General features: G+C 42.0%; 14 protein-coding genes. 3 read left to right on the top strand and 11 right to left on the bottom strand.

Annotated features, from left to right (window positions below):
* Positions 1-2: 2 nt before the first annotated feature.
* The 8 genes from atpG to AC1DO4_RS07980 form a co-directional block, all read right to left on the bottom strand.
* Positions 3-884, bottom strand: a complete 882-nt coding sequence (gene atpG / locus AC1DO4_RS07945) for an ATP synthase F1 subunit gamma (RefSeq protein WP_477414591.1) — start codon at positions 882-884, stop codon at positions 3-5.
* Between the two features lie 140 nt (positions 885-1,024).
* Entirely contained in the window at positions 1,025-2,599 is a 1,575-nt protein-coding gene (atpA, locus tag AC1DO4_RS07950; protein ID WP_477414593.1) for a F0F1 ATP synthase subunit alpha, read from the bottom strand.
* Between the two features lie 33 nt (positions 2,600-2,632).
* The gene (gene atpH, locus AC1DO4_RS07955) at positions 2,633-3,181 is read right to left on the bottom strand and encodes an ATP synthase F1 subunit delta (RefSeq protein WP_477414595.1); all 549 of its coding nucleotides are present in this window, start codon (positions 3,179-3,181) and stop codon (positions 2,633-2,635) included.
* A gap of 89 nt (positions 3,182-3,270) precedes the next feature.
* Positions 3,271-3,762 carry a F0F1 ATP synthase subunit B gene (atpF, locus tag AC1DO4_RS07960; protein WP_477414597.1) on the bottom strand — a complete coding sequence of 164 codons (492 nt, stop codon included), beginning with the start codon at positions 3,760-3,762 and terminating at the stop codon, positions 3,271-3,273.
* 96 nt (positions 3,763-3,858) lie between these two features.
* Entirely contained in the window at positions 3,859-4,101 is a 243-nt protein-coding gene (gene atpE, locus AC1DO4_RS07965; protein WP_477414599.1) for an ATP synthase F0 subunit C, read from the bottom strand.
* Between the two features lie 53 nt (positions 4,102-4,154).
* Positions 4,155-5,213: a F0F1 ATP synthase subunit A gene (gene atpB, locus AC1DO4_RS07970; RefSeq protein WP_477414601.1), complete on the bottom strand. Its 1,059-nt coding sequence runs from the start codon at positions 5,211-5,213 to the stop codon at positions 4,155-4,157.
* Positions 5,214-5,245: 32 nt separating this feature from the next.
* The gene (locus tag AC1DO4_RS07975) at positions 5,246-5,632 is read right to left on the bottom strand and encodes a hypothetical protein (RefSeq protein ID WP_477414603.1); all 387 of its coding nucleotides are present in this window, start codon (positions 5,630-5,632) and stop codon (positions 5,246-5,248) included.
* Positions 5,629-5,862 (bottom strand): AtpZ/AtpI family protein, encoded by a 234-nt coding sequence (locus AC1DO4_RS07980; RefSeq protein WP_477414605.1) that lies wholly within the window; start codon positions 5,860-5,862, stop codon positions 5,629-5,631. The genes AC1DO4_RS07975 and AC1DO4_RS07980 overlap by 4 nt, the downstream gene beginning before the upstream one ends.
* A 125-nt stretch (positions 5,863-5,987) precedes the next feature.
* Here AC1DO4_RS07980 and porW point away from each other — a divergent pair, with 125 nt between their 5' ends.
* From porW to uvrC, 3 genes are all read left to right on the top strand, one after another.
* On the top strand, positions 5,988-8,894 hold the full coding sequence (porW, locus tag AC1DO4_RS07985) for a type IX secretion system periplasmic lipoprotein PorW/SprE (protein WP_477414607.1): 2,907 nt from the start codon (positions 5,988-5,990) through the stop codon (positions 8,892-8,894).
* A 1-nt stretch (position 8,895) separates the two neighbouring features.
* Complete coding sequence (locus AC1DO4_RS07990) at positions 8,896-11,148, top strand: transglycosylase domain-containing protein (protein WP_477414609.1); 2,253 nt, start codon at positions 8,896-8,898, stop codon at positions 11,146-11,148.
* Positions 11,149-11,377: 229 nt separating this feature from the next.
* Positions 11,378-13,189 carry an excinuclease ABC subunit UvrC gene (gene uvrC, locus AC1DO4_RS07995; RefSeq protein ID WP_477414611.1) on the top strand — a complete coding sequence of 604 codons (1,812 nt, stop codon included), beginning with the start codon at positions 11,378-11,380 and terminating at the stop codon, positions 13,187-13,189.
* Positions 13,190-13,437: 248 nt separating this feature from the next.
* Here the strand turns inward: uvrC and porN are convergent, their stop codons facing one another.
* Genes porN through porL form a run of 3 tightly spaced genes read right to left on the bottom strand, consistent with a single transcriptional unit; the run spans position 13,438 to position 16,778 of the window.
* The gene (gene porN / locus AC1DO4_RS08000; RefSeq protein WP_477414613.1) at positions 13,438-14,415 is read right to left on the bottom strand and encodes a type IX secretion system ring subunit PorN/GldN; all 978 of its coding nucleotides are present in this window, start codon (positions 14,413-14,415) and stop codon (positions 13,438-13,440) included.
* Positions 14,416-14,421: 6 nt separating this feature from the next.
* Entirely contained in the window at positions 14,422-15,936 is a 1,515-nt protein-coding gene (gene porM / locus AC1DO4_RS08005) for a type IX secretion system motor protein PorM/GldM (protein WP_477414615.1), read from the bottom strand.
* 38 nt (positions 15,937-15,974) lie between these two features.
* Positions 15,975-16,778: a type IX secretion system motor protein PorL/GldL gene (gene porL, locus AC1DO4_RS08010; protein WP_477414617.1), complete on the bottom strand. Its 804-nt coding sequence runs from the start codon at positions 16,776-16,778 to the stop codon at positions 15,975-15,977.
* Positions 16,779-16,800: the final 22 nt, after the last annotated feature.

Below are 16,800 nucleotides of genomic sequence, written 5' to 3' on the forward strand. Positions count from 1 at the left end.
GATTAGCTTGAAAGGGCAGCCGCACCGCTCACAATCTCGGTAAGCTCGGTGGTAATGGCAGCCTGGCGGGCCTGGTTGTATGAAAGCTTAAGGGCTTTCAGCAGCTCGCCGGCATTGTCGGTAGCCTTATCCATGGCTGTCATACGTGCGCCATGCTCAGATGCGTTTGAATCTAATACAGCACGGTATAACTGGATCTTGATGTTTTTAGGGATCAGTTGTTCCACTATTTCCTCTTGCGATGGCTCCAGGATGTAATCAACATTGGCAGTTTTTACAGCTTCCTTCTTATCTGGTTTTGGCACAGGCAATAATTGCTCGGCAATAAGGTATTGTACAGCCGCGTTCCTGAAGTGATTATACACCAGTTCAACACGGTCAAACTTACCATCAACAAAACCTTCCATAATGCTTTCAGTAATTTTTGAAGCATTCTCGAAGTTAAGGTCAAGGTACAAATCGTTATTGTTACCAATTACATTGTACTTGCGCCTTTCGTAAAACTCCTGGCTTTTTTTACCTATGGCAACTATCGAAACGTTACCTGCCTGCAATTGCTTACTGTACTTTTCGGCAATTAGGTTATTGGCCGTTTTAATTACGTTTGCATTAAATGCACCCGCCAAACCACGGTTTGATGACACCACAACCACCAAAACACGCACGGGCTCACGCTCCTGCAAATAAGGTGATGAGCCATCCTCTAAACTTTGAGAAAGGTTTGCCAGCAGCTCTTTAAGCTTATTAGCATAAGGGCGCAATTGAACGATAGCATTTGTAGCGCGCTTTAACTTGGCAGCCGAAACCATTTTCATGGCCTTGGTGATCTGCTGTGTTGACGTTACAGATTTTATCCTGTTTCTTACTTCTTTTAAATTAGCCATCTTTTGAGATTTGAGATGTGAGATTTGAGATTTGAGACAATCGCCTCAATATTCAAATACACAACCTCGCTATGTTTATTATCTCTATTAAGATGTGAGTGAGCTTATCTCATATCTCACATCTAATATCTCACATCTAATTAATATTTTCCTGCCAGTTCTTTAGCTACTGTTTCCAGTACGCCTGTTATCTGGTCGTCAAATTTACCTGCTTTAAGGGCAGCTAATACTTCAGGGTGACGAACTTCTAACTGGCTTGTGTATTCTGCTTCAAACTTCCTGATGTCTTTTACAGGAACATTACGCATCAGGTTTTTTGTACCTAAGTAAATGATAGCTACTTGTTTTTCAACTGTTACCGGTGAGTACTGGCCTTGTTTTAACACTTCCACGTTACGTACACCTTTATCAAGCACGTTTTTGGTTGATGCATCAAGATCAGATCCGAATTTTGAGAAAGCCTCTAACTCGCGGTATTGAGCCTGGTCAAGTTTCAAAGTACCTGCTACCTTCTTCATTGATTTAATCTGCGCGTTACCACCCACACGTGATACCGAGATACCTACGTTAATAGCCGGACGAACACCCGCGTTAAACAAGTTTGATTCAAGGAAGATCTGGCCATCGGTGATCGAGATCACGTTGGTTGGAATGTATGCAGATACGTCACCAGCCTGCGTCTCGATGATAGGCAACGCGGTTAATGAACCACCACCTTTAACGATACTACGGATAGACTCCGGCAAATCATTCATCGCCTGGGCGATAGAATCATTGGCGTTGATTTTGGCGGCACGCTCTAATAAACGGCTGTGCAGGTAAAACACGTCACCAGGATAAGCCTCACGGCCCGGTGGACGACGCAATAATAAAGATACCTCGCGGTAAGCAACAGCTTGTTTCGACAAGTCATCATAAACAATCAGTGCCGGGCGACCTGTATCACGGAAGTACTCGCCAATAGCCGCACCTGCAAAAGGAGCAAAAAACTGCATGGTAGCAGAATCTGCGGCACTTGCAGCAACAACGATAGAGAAAGGCATAGCGCCGTTTTCTTCAAGCGTGCGTACAATGTTTGCAACTGTTGATGCTTTTTGACCGCAGGCAACATATATACAGATAACCGGTTTACCGGCATCATAAAATTCTTTTTGGTTGATGATGGTATCCACGCAAACAGCGGTTTTACCTGTCTGGCGGTCACCAATAACCAACTCCCGCTGGCCACGACCGATAGGGATCATCGCGTCGATAGCTTTGATACCAGTTTGTAAAGGCTCGGTAACCGGCTGACGATAGATAACACCAGGCGCTTTACGCTCCAATGGCATTTCGTAAGTTGTACCTACAATTGGTCCTTTACCATCAATTGGGGTTCCTAAAGTATCAACAACACGGCCAAGCATGCCTTCGCCAACATTGATTGATGCAATGCGATTGGTACGTTTTACAGTATCACCTTCCTTAATATCGTCAGATTTACCTAACAATACCACGCCCACGTTATCTTCTTCAAGGTTAAGTACGATACCTTGCAATCCTGTGCCAAATTCTACAAGCTCACCTGATTGTACTTTTGTTAATCCATAAACGCGTGCAATACCGTCACCCACCTGGAGTACAGTACCCACTTCTTCTAATTCAGATTCTGACTTAAAGCCTGCCAATTGCTGACGCAAAATTGCCGATACTTCGTCTGGTCTTACCTCTACCATTGTTTAAATTTATTTAGAGTTTTGTTTTTACTATTATTGAATCACCTTCAGGGCAAATTCTTTTTTCAATTTTTTCAAGCTTGCGGCAATGCTGGTATCAATCTGTTTGTCGCCCACGGTTAGTACAAAACCACCAATTAATGATGGGTCAACCCTGGTTTCCAATACAACAGTACCACCTACTGTGCTTTGTACTTCGGCTATAATGGTTTTCTTATTTGCAGCCGATAACTCGGTAGCCGATGTAACCTTAGCCTTTGTAATATGCCTTTTAATATTAAACAGGTTAATATATTCAAAAGCAGTAGTATATAAAACCTCACCACGACCTTTATCAACCATCAGTTTAAAAAACGCAATAGTTGCCTTGTTTACCTTTTTCAGGAATACAGCATCAAGTATTTTGGTTTTTTTGGAGTGGGCTACAATAGGGTTGCTCAAAACAGCTTTAAGCTCCGGACTGGCCTTTAAGGTATGTATAAACAGATCCATATCTGCTTTAATCGCATCAACAATATTTTGTTCCTGTGCAAGGTCAATAAGGGATTTTGCGTACCTGGATCCTACCGTTAATTCTGACATATTTTCTTTAGATGTGAGATGTTAGATATGAGATTGGAGACCGGAGAAAAAATCTCATATCTCATATCTCATATCTCAAATCTATACTATTATAATTTCACTTCTTTTAATAATTGGCTTACCAGAGCATCTTGTTTTTGCTGATCTTCAAATTGCCTGCGTAATATTTTCTCGGCAATATCTAATGATAGGGTAGCAACCTGGTTTTTAACATCAGCCATCGCGATAGCTTTCTGGTTGTTAATTTCCACGCGGGCAAGTTCAATCATGCGTGCGCCTTCTTTATGAGCAAGTTCCTTAGCATCAGCAATCATTTGCTCTTTAACTTTACGGGCATCATTAAGTATCTGGTCGCGCTCGGCACGGGCTTGTTTTAATAACGATTCGTTTTCGTTAGTTAAACGGGCCATTTCTTCTTTAGCTGCTTCAGCTTTTGAAAGCGCATCTTCAATAAAACGTTCACGATCGCTAAGCGCGCCTAAGATAGGTTTCCAGGCATATTTCCCTAATATAAATAACAGGATCCCGAAGGATATTGTTGTCCAGAAAACTAAACCTAATGCGGGTGTAACTAAATCCATAAGTGTGTATAGTAATTACTTTGAGTATATTTCTTTTTTTTAATGGGATTAAAAACAAGCCCGAAACCAATCGTTCCGGGTTGTTCTTAATAAAATTTAGCCTAACACTGCTACTACCACCGCAAATAAAGCAACACCTTCAACAAGGGCCGCAGCGATGATCATGTTAGTTTGAATTTTTGAGGCAGCTTCTGGCTGACGGGCGATACCTTCAACGGCTTTACCACCGATCTGTCCGATACCGATACCAGCGCCAATAACGGCTAAACCAGCGCCAACTGCACCAATTTTACCTGTAACTCCTGCTGCAGCTACAGCCTGTGCAATTACTCCAATCATTCCAATCATTGTTTGATAATTTAACGTGTATATTTATTGATAATTAATTCGGATTAATGATGATGCTCTTCAACAGCCATACCTATAAACAGGGATGTAAGCATCGTGAAAATAAAGGCCTGCAAAAACGCCACAAGCAACTCAATAGTATCCATAAATACCACAAACGGAACAGATACTGTTGACATCCATGCGGTTTTAAAGATAAATATCAATGATATTAAACTCAACACGATAATGTGACCCGCGGTAATGTTTGCAAACAAACGAATCATTAACGCGAAAGGCTTTGAGATAATACCAATAATTTCTACCGGAACCATGATAGGGTATAACCACAGCGGAATATCCGGTGTGAAAATATGCTTCCAGTAGTATTTGTTACCGCTAAAGTTAATAACGATTAATACAATTACCGATAACACCATAGTTACCGCTATATTACCGGTTAAGTTGAAGCCTCCCGGAAAGAAAGGAATTAAACCCAACAGGTTGTTTATTAATATAAAGAAAAATATGGTAAGCAGCAAAGGCATGTATTTAACATGCTTTACGCCAATGTTTGGTATAGCTACATCATCTCTTACAAACAGGATAACCGGCTCCAGCAATGCCTGAATGCCCTTCGGTGCTTTACCGGCACGTTTTTTATAGCCCGATGTAACACTAAAAAACACAATCAGTAAAATAATCATCCCCATCCACATACTGGCAACGTTGCGGGTTATCGAAAAATCATAAACTTTGGCATCTTTAATAACTTCTCCCGCGTCGGTAACCGGCAATATCTTATTACCTTCCAATTTGTAGCTATAATGCGCTCCTTTATACGGAGCCGGCTCATGCCCCTCTTCGGCCTCGCCTAATTCTGAGGATAGAAAAAGCTCGAGCCCCTTATCGGTATACAATATTACCGGAAGTGGAATTGAAGCATGACCAATAATATGCCAGGTGTGCGAATCGCCGATGTGTTCAAATACCACATCTTTTGGATCAAAGGGCTTTGACTCTTCTTTTTTAGCATTTTCCTGTGAAAATGACAGTGTAGGCATTACACCTAACAATAAAAAAAGCGCCGAAATCAGGAATGTTTTAAATATTTTTGAGTTCAAAATCGAGCTGTTATACATCTAAATGAAGTTTTCTACCTTAATTTTTGGTTGCGCAAGTTACGCAACAAACCATAAATTTCAAAGGCCATATTTAAGAAATATATGTAAAAAAAATCGCCTGCGAAAACATACCGGTTTACGCTGTTTTTCTTCAGGAAAATGAGCACGAAAAATAAGCAGACCAATATTTTAACCGTAGTGGCCGCTAAAAAGGCCTGTGCATACAAATCATAGTTAATTTGCCCCACAACTATAATGGAAATCACGGTTAAAAAGGTAAGCCCGGCGATGAACGAAAACACCAGCCAAAACTTCGGTGTTAATAAATTAGCATAGCCAACGTAGCTTAATACCAGCGGCGGTACCGAAATGATAACAATAAATAAAAGAAATGATAATACGGTAGGAAGCAGTTTCAACTTTTTACGGATCTGATAACGATGTACAATGAAATGAATACGCCCACAAGTGATAATATTGCAGTTACCCATTTAGTTTGATGATTTGCAGCCTGGTCTATTTTATACCCGGCAAAAGCAAACACACCAATAACAGCAATCATTTGGAAAGCCAGGCCGGTAAATTTGGCATAGTTACTTACCTGTTTACCGCCATTCTCCTTATTATTATCTGGTTCATTTTGGGCCATGCGCAAATTTATTAAACCTATTGTATAATCTTTAGTATTTTAGCAATGCTTTTTATAACCATGACCATATATTGAGGCGCGTGAGCATATTTTCCCTATCCAAACCGTACAAACTTATAATACCTGTGCTGATTATTATTTTAGCAGGGTGCTCGCTCGAAAAGAAAAGCGGCTTCAACCGCAATATGCAAAACCTTACGGCTCATTATAACATCCTGTTTAATGCCAATGAATTACTGCGTATTAAGCAGGAAAGCTATGCCGCGGGCTTTGTTGATTCATACAACGAACTGCTGAACGTTTACCCCGATACCACTGCCCAAAGCGGCACTCCCGATAAAGACCTGGAACTTGCCATCAGCAAAGCCAATAAGATCATCAATATAAAAGAGCAAAGCCATTACCTTGGCAATGCCTACCTTGTTATGGGTAAAGCGCGTTTTTTAGAAGGCAACTATTTTGATGCCGTGGAATATTTTAACTACGTTATTTTATCCTATGGCAAGCAGATTGAATTAAAACAGGAGGCTTTGATATGGAAGGGACGCGCCTTATTATACCTTAATAACCCGGCACAGGCAAAAATCATTATTGATACCGCTATACAAAACATCAACCCTAAAAAAAGCATTCCCGCAGGCATTTACGCTACCCAACTACAATACAACATTAATACCGAAGACTACCCGGCCGCCGAGGAAAGCGCCAAAACAGCTCTGAGGCTTTGTCATGATGGTAATCTTAAACTCCGCTGGACATTTATTTTGGCCCAGCTTCAGGAACTTAATCAAAAACCACAGGAAGCCATAGTTAATTATACCAGTGTTGTTAAAAGTAACGCCTCGTTTGAGATGGCTTTTAATGCCAACCTTAACCGCATCCGCATACAGGATAATGAGGACGGTATTAAACAAAATAAAATTGAGCGCCTGCGTAAACTGCTTAAAAACCAAAACAACAAGGAGTTTACCGATCAGATTTATTACCAGGTAGCCCAGCAGCTATACATTGCCGGTGATATTGACGGCGCCCTGAAAAATTACAAACTATCGGTACGCAGCAGCCTCAAAAACCAAAATCAAAAAGGTCTTTCTTATCTGCGCATTGCCGATATCGACTTTAAAAACAAAGCTGATTATGCTGAAGCTAAATTATATTACGATAGCACACTCACCTACCTTGCCCCCTCCTACCCCGGCTACCAGATTATCCGCAAAAAAGCCAATAACCTGCAAATTTTAACCGGCTTACTGCAAACCATATCTCGCGAGGATACCCTGCAAATGCTGGCCGCTTTGGATGAGCAAACCCGTACCGCCCGCATTGATGCTATCGTTACCCGCAAAATCTTACAGGATAAAGTAACTAAAGAAACGTTTACAAGCAATAACGGCCAATTTGAAAACAGCAGGAACACCAATAATTTAAATAACCAGCAGGCCAGCAAAAGCGGAGGCAGCATATTTTATTTTTATAACCCTGCCGCCTTAAGTCTTGGAACCAATGATTTTAAAAGGCAATGGGGCAACCGCAAGCTGGAAGATAACTGGCGCCGCAGTAAACGATCAAACAGTAATATTGCTGCCAATGTAACCGGAACAACTTCTGTACAGGATACTGATCCTTTTGCACCATCGGCACAGGAAGCAGCCAATGCTGCCAGGGGCGACGCAGGAAGCTACCGGCAGGACATCATTAAAAACCTGCCCTTAACAGCCGACCTGCTTAACCGGTCGAACTTTCGTGTTTATAATGCTTACATGGATATGGCCAATTTTTACCGCGATATTTTAGGCGATAAAAAGGAAGCCATTGCTACATATGAAGCTTTGCTGGTCCGTTTCACCAACAGTGCGGATAAAGCGGCTGTATATTACAATTTATACCGGCTATATGCCGATATTGATACCTCCCGGTCTGAAGCATACAAGAACAAGATACTGAAGGAGTTTTCTGAAAGCGTATTTGCCAAAGTGATACTTGATCCCGAATACAGTAAACACCTTGATAATACAAATGCCGAATTTAATGGGCTTTACAATAGTGTATATGAGCTGTACGCACAAAAAAAATATGCTGCCGTTGTTACACAGGCAAATGATTTGCTGAGCAAATATCCCGACAACCGTTTTGCAGCCCAGCTATCATATTTACGAACCATTGCTGCCGGTCACCAGGAAAAGCTAACCCCTTTTATGACCGATCTGCAGCAGATAACGGCAAAATACCCCGATGATAAACTGGTAACCCCACTTGCAAATCAGCACCTGGCTTATATTGATGCCAACAAAACCGAAATGGAAAGCCGTACGGTAGTGCTGACAGGTGATGACATAAACGAAATACCTTTTACCCCACCCGTAGCCTATCAAAAGCAAACAGAATACCGGCCCGATTACCATCCATCGCCCCAGGCACAGGTAGCACAAGTAAGGCAGGAACCAAAAGCAACTCCGCCTATAGTGGCTCAGGCAAAACCAACTGCACCTGTTGAAATACCCAAACCTGCCGAACAAATCAAACCAAAGGAAACAGCGGCAATTACGCCTCCGCCTGCGGATTCGTTTAATAAACCTGCCGATCAACCGCCGGTAACAACACCAGCCCAGCAGCCTCAGCAACAAGCAGCGCAGGCGCCAATAATAAAACCACCGGCCCCGGTAAACTACATATTCTCCATGCGCGATAGCAGCAATTATTATTTTGTGGTAAATGTTAGCAGTGGTACAACTAACCTTGCTTCATCGCGTTTTGGTATAGGGCAGTTTAACCGTACCAGGTTTTCGGGCAGTACCATTAAGCATGATTTAAAACCTATTGGGGCCGATGATCAGCTGATATTTGTTGGTCGTTTTTATAGTCTTGAGGATGTAAAAAAATATGCACGGGGAATTATCCCGCTGATGCCCGATATTATGAAGGTGCCAAAGGATAAATACAGTTTTTTTATCATTACCAAGGAAAATCTGGATAAATTAGCCGACCAAAAAACGTTAGATAGTTATATTGATTACTATCAAAAATATTATTGAAATGAGAACCTATAACAAAAAACCTGCGCTTACCCCACAGGATATAAGACGGTATAACTGGTACATATGGCGCGCTGTAATTGCCGCCTTTGTATTTGTAATTATAATGATAACGCTTACCGTTTTTGACGTATTTGGCCAATTGCCTCCATTCCGCGATCTGGAAAACCCTAAAAGCAACCAGGCATCAGAAGTAATATCATCAGATAAGCAAATTTTAGGCACCTATTATATCCAAAACCGCTCAAACGTTACATTTGCCGGTCTTTCGCCAAATGTAGTTAACGCCCTGGTAGCAACCGAAGATAAGCGCTTTTACGATCATTCGGGTATAGATTTCGGGCGGAGCTTTACTATATTCCTGCACCTGCTTATCGGGCAAAAACAAGGTGGCAGTACCATTACACAGCAATTGGCGCTTAATCTTTTCAGCGAAAGGGCTGCCAATCCGTTTAAACGTGTGATTCAAAAAATGCAGGAATGGGTAACAGCAGTTAAACTGGAACGCCATTATACCAAGCAGGAGATCCTAACCATGTATCTTAACACGGTTGACTTTGGCGCGTATAATACCTATGGCATCAAATCGGCAGCACGTACCTATTTTAATACCACACCTGATAAACTAACGCCAGATCAGGCTGCCCTGTTAATAGGTATGGTAAATGGCCCGGGCATCTACTCGCCTATAAGGCACCCGCAAAATGCGCTTAGACGCCGTAACCTGGTTCTTAACCGGATGGAAGAGCAGGGTTACCTGAGCAATGGCCAGGCAGATGAGTTTAAAAAGAAGCCGCTGGGATTAAACTTTCACCAGAATAATCACTTTGACGGACCTGCGCCATATTTCAGGTCGGTATTAAAAAAAGAGATCCAGAAGATCTTTAAAGATCAAAATATTAACCGGCCCGATGGTACTCCTTATGACCTTGACCGCGACGGCCTGAAGATATATACTACCATTGATGCTACCATGCAGCAATATGCCGAAGAATCGCAGCAGGAATACATGAAGAACCTGCAGATGCAGTTTAATGATCACTGGCGCGGGAAAAATCTGTCAAGAAGCATTCACAACTATAAATTCCTCATTAACCAGGGGATGTTGAAAAGCGACCGGTACAAGCAGCTGAAAATGGAAGGCTTGAGTGATGATGAAATTAAAACCAATTTCAACACTAAAGATACACTTAACCTGTTTACGTGGCGTGGCGATATCGATACGCTGATGAAACCCATCGATTCGATTGTATACTGTAAAATGTTGCTGCGTAACGCCCTCATGAGTATGGACCCAACAACCGGTTATGTTAAAGCCTGGGTGGGCGGTACCAACTTTGAGCACTTTAAGTACGACCAGGTTAAAAACGGCACAAGGCAGGTGGGTTCAACCGCCAAGCCGTTTACCTACGCGGTAGCTATTGATAATGGTTATTCGCCCTGTATGAAAATAAATAACGTGCCGGATACCATACGGGGTTATGGCGACCCATGGTGCCCACGCTCATCGCCATCAGAAACTTTACCGGGTTTTATTACCCTGCGCCAGGCATTGGCCCACTCGCAAAACTGGGTAACAGCCCACGTAATGAGCGAGGTGAAACCGGAACCTGTAGTAGAGCTGATTAAAAAAATGGGCATTACCAGCGCTGTACCCGCCTACCCTTCTATATGCCTGGGTACGTTTGATGCATCGGTATTTGAAATGACGGCAGCTTATTCGGTATTTGCTAATCATGGTTTGTGGACCGAGCCTACCTATATATTACGCATCGAGGATAAAAACGGTAACGTGCTATATTCCCATACCCCAAAAGTAGTACAGGCCATGAACCCGCAAACCGCTTACGTAATGACCTATATGTTGAAAGGCGTAATTGAAGATGGAACAGGTTCCAGGCTTAGCTATAAATATGGCCTGCACAACCCCATTGGCGGTAAAACAGGTACCACCAACGGCAACTCCGATGGCTGGTTCATCGGTATAACCCCGCAACTGGTAACCGGCTTATGGACAGGCTGCGAAGACAGGGATATCGCATTCCAGTCTACCAGGTTGGGCGAGGGGGCCAACAGCGCATTACCTATATTTGCCATGTACATGAAAAAGGTATACGCCAACGCCGCACTGGGCATTAAAAAAACCGTTGATTTCGACGCTCCCAAAACCGGTGTAAGCATCATTCTTGATTGCGGCCAGTATACACAGCAGCAACAAGGGACTAATGAGGTGGATAAAAAGTTAGATTTTTAAAATTGTTCATTGGTTGATTAGTCAATTAGTTCATTGAAGATGAATTCAATATACTGTTTGAAAAACTTCAATCTATCCATCTAAAACTAAATGCATATTTAAAATTCATTAGTAAAACCGCTGCGTATAAAGCAGATCAATGAATTAGTACACCATTAGCGTATCGCCCATTGTTCAGTATCTCAAAGCAGATTAATGAACTAATGAACTAATGAACCAATGAACGGCAATGGAAAAATTCGATTACAGGGAAGCATTAAAAAATATACCTCATAAACCGGGGATTTACCAATACTGGGATAGTGAGAAAGAACTGATCTACATTGGTAAGGCTAAGGACCTACGCAACCGCGTAGGATCATATTTTAATAAGGATGCCTACATAAATGCCAAGACAAAGGTATTGGTATCTAAAATACGCGGTATAACGTTTACCATAGTTGATACCGAGGTGGATGCATGGCTGCTGGAAAACAGCCTGATCAAAAAGCACCAGCCACGGTATAATGTAATGCTTAAGGATGATAAAACTTATCCCTGGATCATTATCAAAAACGAGAGCTTTCCCCGCATCTTCTGGACCAGGCGTATTGTTAAGGACGGATCGAAATACCTGGGGCCCTATGCATCCGTCAGCATGATGCATAATATCCTGGGGCTGATTAAGGAAACATATCCACTGCGCACCTGCAACCTGGCGCTTACCCGCGAAAATATCGACAAAGGAAAGTTTAAAGTTTGTTTAGAATATCAGTTGGGCAACTGCAAAGGCCCCTGCCAAAACTACCAGACGGAAGATGATTACGACAACAGTATAGGAGAGATAACGGATATTCTGAACGGCAAGATCGGGGCAATATTACGCCGCCTTAAAGGCGAAATGGAAGCAGCCGTTGCCGAATATAATTACGAGCTGGCCCATCGCCTTAAACGCAAGTTTGATTTACTGGAAAACTACCAGAGTAAATCAACCATTGTAAATTCATCTATTACCGATGTGGATGTATTCAACATCGCATCCGAAGAAAAACTTGCCTTTGTGAACTACTTAAAGGTGATGAACGGTACCATCATCCAAACCCAAACCATCGAGCTTAAAAAACGGCTGGATGAAAGCGATGAAGAACTATTAACGCTGGCCATCATTGAGTTTAGGAGCCGTTACAACAGTAACTCGAAAGAGGTAATTGTGCCATTTGATATCGACCTGCAAGAATCATCCATTAAGTTTACCGTACCCAAACTGGGCGAAAAAAAGAAACTGCTTGATCTGTCGCAAAAGAATGTACAATTCTTTAAGAAGGAAAAGATAGATCAGTACGAAAAACTGAACCCCGAGATCCGCACCGAACGTTTGCTTACGCAAATGATGAAAGATCTGCGTATGAACCAGCTGCCCCGCCATATCGAGTGCTTTGATAACTCAAATTTCCAGGGTAAATACCCGGTATCGGCAATTGTGGTATTCAGGGATGGAAAGCCATTTAAAAAGGATTACCGCCACTTCCATGTAAAAACAGTAGAAGGCCCTAATGATTTTGCTACCATGGAAGAGGCCGTGCACCGCCGCTACAGGCGCATGCTTGATGAAGGTACAGAACTACCCCAACTCATCATCATTGATGGCGGTAAAGGTCAGCTATCATCGGCTATGCACAGTTTAAAACTACTGGGTATTGATAAGCAGGTAACGGTTATAGGTATTGCCAAAAGGTTGGAGGAATTATACTACCCCAACGATCAGTACCCCATGTACCTGGATAAAAAATCAGAAACGCTTAAAGTGATTCAGCACCTGCGCGATGAGGCACACCGCTTTGGCATCACCTTCCACCGTAAAATCCGTGATAAGGGAACCCTGGCTACCGAATTAGAGTTGATAGACGGCATTGGCAAAACCACCGCCGAAAAGCTTCTGAAATACTTCAAATCTGTTAAAAAGGTCCGCGAAGCCAACGAAGAGTTGTTGCTTGAGGTTGTCAATTTAAAACAGGCGAAGGCGATATTGGGGTATTTTAACAGAGAGGAAAAGGAAAATTGATCTGCAGATTAACTTTGGTGAAGGGAACTCTGAAGGGCGAATGACGTTTTAAAAAATTTGCCATCCTGAACAGAGTGAAGGATCTATTCGCAGACTGTACAGGGCGACGAAGCATAGCGAATAATAGATGCTTCACTCCGTTCAGCATGACAAAAGGTTTAATTGCAAAAAAGTCATTCGTAGTCATAAACGTAAAAGTCAAAACCATATTAGTTTTGACTTTTTAATTTTGAATTTTGACTTAAATATTAGTATTGCCAAAGATTAAGCTCCCAGTCCATCAGATTTTTCTTTACCCGCTCCGATTCATAAAGCTTATCTATACCCTGGGCATAATCTTTAATACGTTCGTCTTTATCGTTACTTTCCTTAACAATGTAACTTGCAAATATGCGTTTCATAAAAACATCATCAAAGCTTAAGCCAGTTGCATCGTTGTTACGGCTCACTACTTCTTTAGTTGCCAGTATAGGGCGTGCTTCAGGGAAATAGATCCAAAAAGCAGGCTGATAATCAACCATATCACCGGCAATACCTACCCCTTTTGGTTTAATGAGCGGGGCAATACCAATAATACGTGGTTCAAATATAGAGCGCTGCCTGTCAAAAACCCAGTCTTCTTTAATACGGAACTTGACAACGCTATCCGGGTTAAATTCACCGGCTACCATTGTTGATGATATTACGTTATTATCCTTATCCCGTTTTTCAACCACACTGCTATCGGATGATAGGCGTCCGCGAGCCTGGCCAGAATTTAGTGGCGTCATAAAGCTATCGCCGTTAGGGTCATCCTTTTTACCTGGAGTTGGATCATATGCAGTTAATTCACCAGCGGCTATAGCATCCAGTAAAACATCTATCAAACGGCGTTTTGGCGATGCCAGATAAGTATTCATTTTATCACGAACATCAATTTCGCGCCATACCCTTTTTGCAAAAGCAACATCACTTTCGCGAAGGTTAGGATAAGGTGTTACCCTGGCACTCAAAATGTTATTTTTCTTGAAATAGCCATCAAGCGGCCTTTCAAAAGGTTTCATTGGCGTTTTTTTGGTTGTATCAACCGGCGGCGCCGCCTGGCTTACCACACTATTGGGTTGCTGCTGTACCGGCTGTGTAGTTACCGGCTTTTTTGCCGGAGCGCGTTTTGCGCGTTTTTTTGTTTGCCCGTAAGAAGCAATACAGGCAAAACAAAGTACAACTACCAAAATTCTCTTTTTCATACGCGTTTAATTTGCGGATAATACAATTGGATCAAGTGATCGCGGTGACCTATCGGGACCTACTGCAACAATATCCTTAAATATAACAGTAGTTCCGGGAGTTACAGTATTTAAAGCTGAATGCATAGCACCCGTAAGTTCGCCTCCGCTTCCCGATAATATAATGGCATCCTGGCGCGGTTTTACAACCAACAGCGTAAAATGCGTTACGTTAAATTTAGCATCAAAATCAAAACCATCTAACTGGGCAAATAACCTGTCCTGGGCACGAATATTTGCCGAACCGGTACTGCCACCGCTTTTACCGGCAAACTGTGCCTTAGGATCGGGGATCCGTTTAATACGGAACTCCGTTGTACCTAATACCATACCTTTTTCTCCGGTAACTGTAATACGGGCTTTACCTATCGAGCTTACCGAAGCAATATAATGCCCGCCTGAGCCACTAAGTGAGCCACCGCTTATGTTTGCACCTATACTTGCAGTAGGCACACCTGGGGCCGATACTGTAACGGGGTTAGGCACACCTATATACAATACATTCATTTTATCAGGAGATACTACCGCGGATGGTTTTGCAACCATATAAGTTGCAGAAACAGGATATGTTTTAGGCGCACCTCCATCAACAGATTTTACTGACAATTCTCCGTTTACCGTATGCAAACCTTCACCGCCTGCTGTTACCGTATAGGTACCGACACCGTTGGTTGTTGGTACCCTTGAGCCACCAATGGTGATTGTTGGATCTGAATGTGAATCATAAGCAGTTAAATAAATGTCTGCCTTGTATTGCTGGCCGGCCAAAACATAGCTGCTTGGCGCTACCACAACTGCTTTAAACGCATTCAGGGTAACTTCTGCCTGGTCTACTTTACTAAATAATTTTTTTACAACCTCGTTCTCGGCATTCTTGGTATCCGCCTGTATTTTTGCCAGCGTAGTTAAAGTAGCTCCTAATGGAATACCTTCACCAAAGTAGGCATTTTGCCATGTTTTCTTTTGCACCCCAGGACGCCCCGGTGGGTTATTGGCATTCAAAGAAAAATTAACACCTGCACTATCCTTGCCCAGTAATTGCATTAATTTGGCTCTTGTTGCCTCAATTTTTTCTTTTAAAACATCGGCTTTTTTTCCGTTTATCATCACCTCTGATGATATATCTAAATTGTCTCTGGCAGTAACATCATCAATCTCGGGGTTAATACCTCCACCTTCTTTTATCAATTCAGCTTTCAGTTCTTCAATGTAACCGTTCAAATCACCGGCCATCTTAGTTGCCTCTTTAGCCGAGTTCAGATATTTAGCTTTGTCGGGCTGGGCTTTTATTTTAGCATCAAAAGCACTATAAGTAGCTTGCAGGCTTGAGTTTACATTTTTTGTTGATGCATCCAAACTCCTGGTAATATTCTTAAAAGCATCCAGCAAATTTTCAGGCACATTCAGGGCAATTAAGCCTAAAAGCACCAGGTATAAAATACCTATCATCCGCTGTCTTGGGGTTTCCTTACCTCCGGCCATGTATTATAAATCTTAGCTTGTAAAAAATCTATTAATTATTAATTAACACGTGGCTGGTTCATAGCAGTAAGCATATTACCATATATAGCATTTAACGCTCCAAGGTTTTTTGCTAAACGGCCAACCTCTTCTTTAAACTGTTTTGAATCATCTAACGATTCGTTAAAATTATTCATGGTTAAAGACAGGTTTTGGTAAAACTTGTTCATTGATTTTAAATGTGCGCTTGAATCCTGTAATTCCAGTTCATAAACAGCGTTTAATGACCCCAGGTTTTTAGCAAGCTTGTTGATTTGCTCATGGTATGCCTTTGCGTCAACATTTGAGTTAGCCAGTTCGGATAAATTTGCTGATGCCTTGTCAAACGAAACGCTTAAATTTTCATAACTTGCAGTAGCTGCCTTTATTTTACTTGTAAAAGCAATTGTAGCTTCGCCTGCATCGGTAACTCTTGATATAGCGGCTACTTTATCGCCAAAAGTTCTTAAGCCATCTCCCAGGCTACGAACCAATTCTGGACCTATCTTGGCATCATCAAGCATTTTATCTAATGCAGCTGTGCTATTTGATCCGGAACCAATAGCGCCAGAAAATGATGATTTTGGCAGTTCGCCCTGGTAATCTTCATTAAGTTCGGGGTAAACACGTACCCAGTCAACATCTTTATCGTCGCGCTGTAAGCCCAATATAAAGAAAAGCACAGCCTCGGTACTTAAACCTAAGGTAATAAATTCAGATGCGTATTTCCAGTGTTGTATTTTAAATAACAAACCGATGATAACAACGGTTGCGCCGATTGAAATTATGTTTCCTATCCCGAATGGTTTTTTCTTTCCTGCCATAATAATCAGAAATAACTTTGTT

Source organism: Mucilaginibacter sp. P5_A6, assembly GCF_056400585.1.

Coding starts and splice junctions, on each gene's coding strand:
- uvrC (WP_477414611.1), top strand. CDS start 11,378: ATGGAAAAATTCGATTACAGGGAAGCATTAAAAAATATACCTCATAAA.
- porM (WP_477414615.1), bottom strand. CDS start 15,936: ATGGCCGGAGGTAAGGAAACCCCAAGACAGCGGATGATAGGTATTTTA.
- AC1DO4_RS07990 (WP_477414609.1), top strand. CDS start 8,896: ATGAGAACCTATAACAAAAAACCTGCGCTTACCCCACAGGATATAAGA.
- AC1DO4_RS07980 (WP_477414605.1), bottom strand. CDS start 5,862: ATGGCCCAAAATGAACCAGATAATAATAAGGAGAATGGCGGTAAACAG.
- atpG (WP_477414591.1), bottom strand. CDS start 884: ATGGCTAATTTAAAAGAAGTAAGAAACAGGATAAAATCTGTAACGTCA.
- atpH (WP_477414595.1), bottom strand. CDS start 3,181: ATGTCAGAATTAACGGTAGGATCCAGGTACGCAAAATCCCTTATTGAC.
- atpF (WP_477414597.1), bottom strand. CDS start 3,762: ATGGATTTAGTTACACCCGCATTAGGTTTAGTTTTCTGGACAACAATA.
- atpE (WP_477414599.1), bottom strand. CDS start 4,101: ATGATTGGAGTAATTGCACAGGCTGTAGCTGCAGCAGGAGTTACAGGT.
- porL (WP_477414617.1), bottom strand. CDS start 16,778: ATGGCAGGAAAGAAAAAACCATTCGGGATAGGAAACATAATTTCAATC.
- porN (WP_477414613.1), bottom strand. CDS start 14,415: ATGAAAAAGAGAATTTTGGTAGTTGTACTTTGTTTTGCCTGTATTGCT.
- atpA (WP_477414593.1), bottom strand. CDS start 2,599: ATGGTAGAGGTAAGACCAGACGAAGTATCGGCAATTTTGCGTCAGCAA.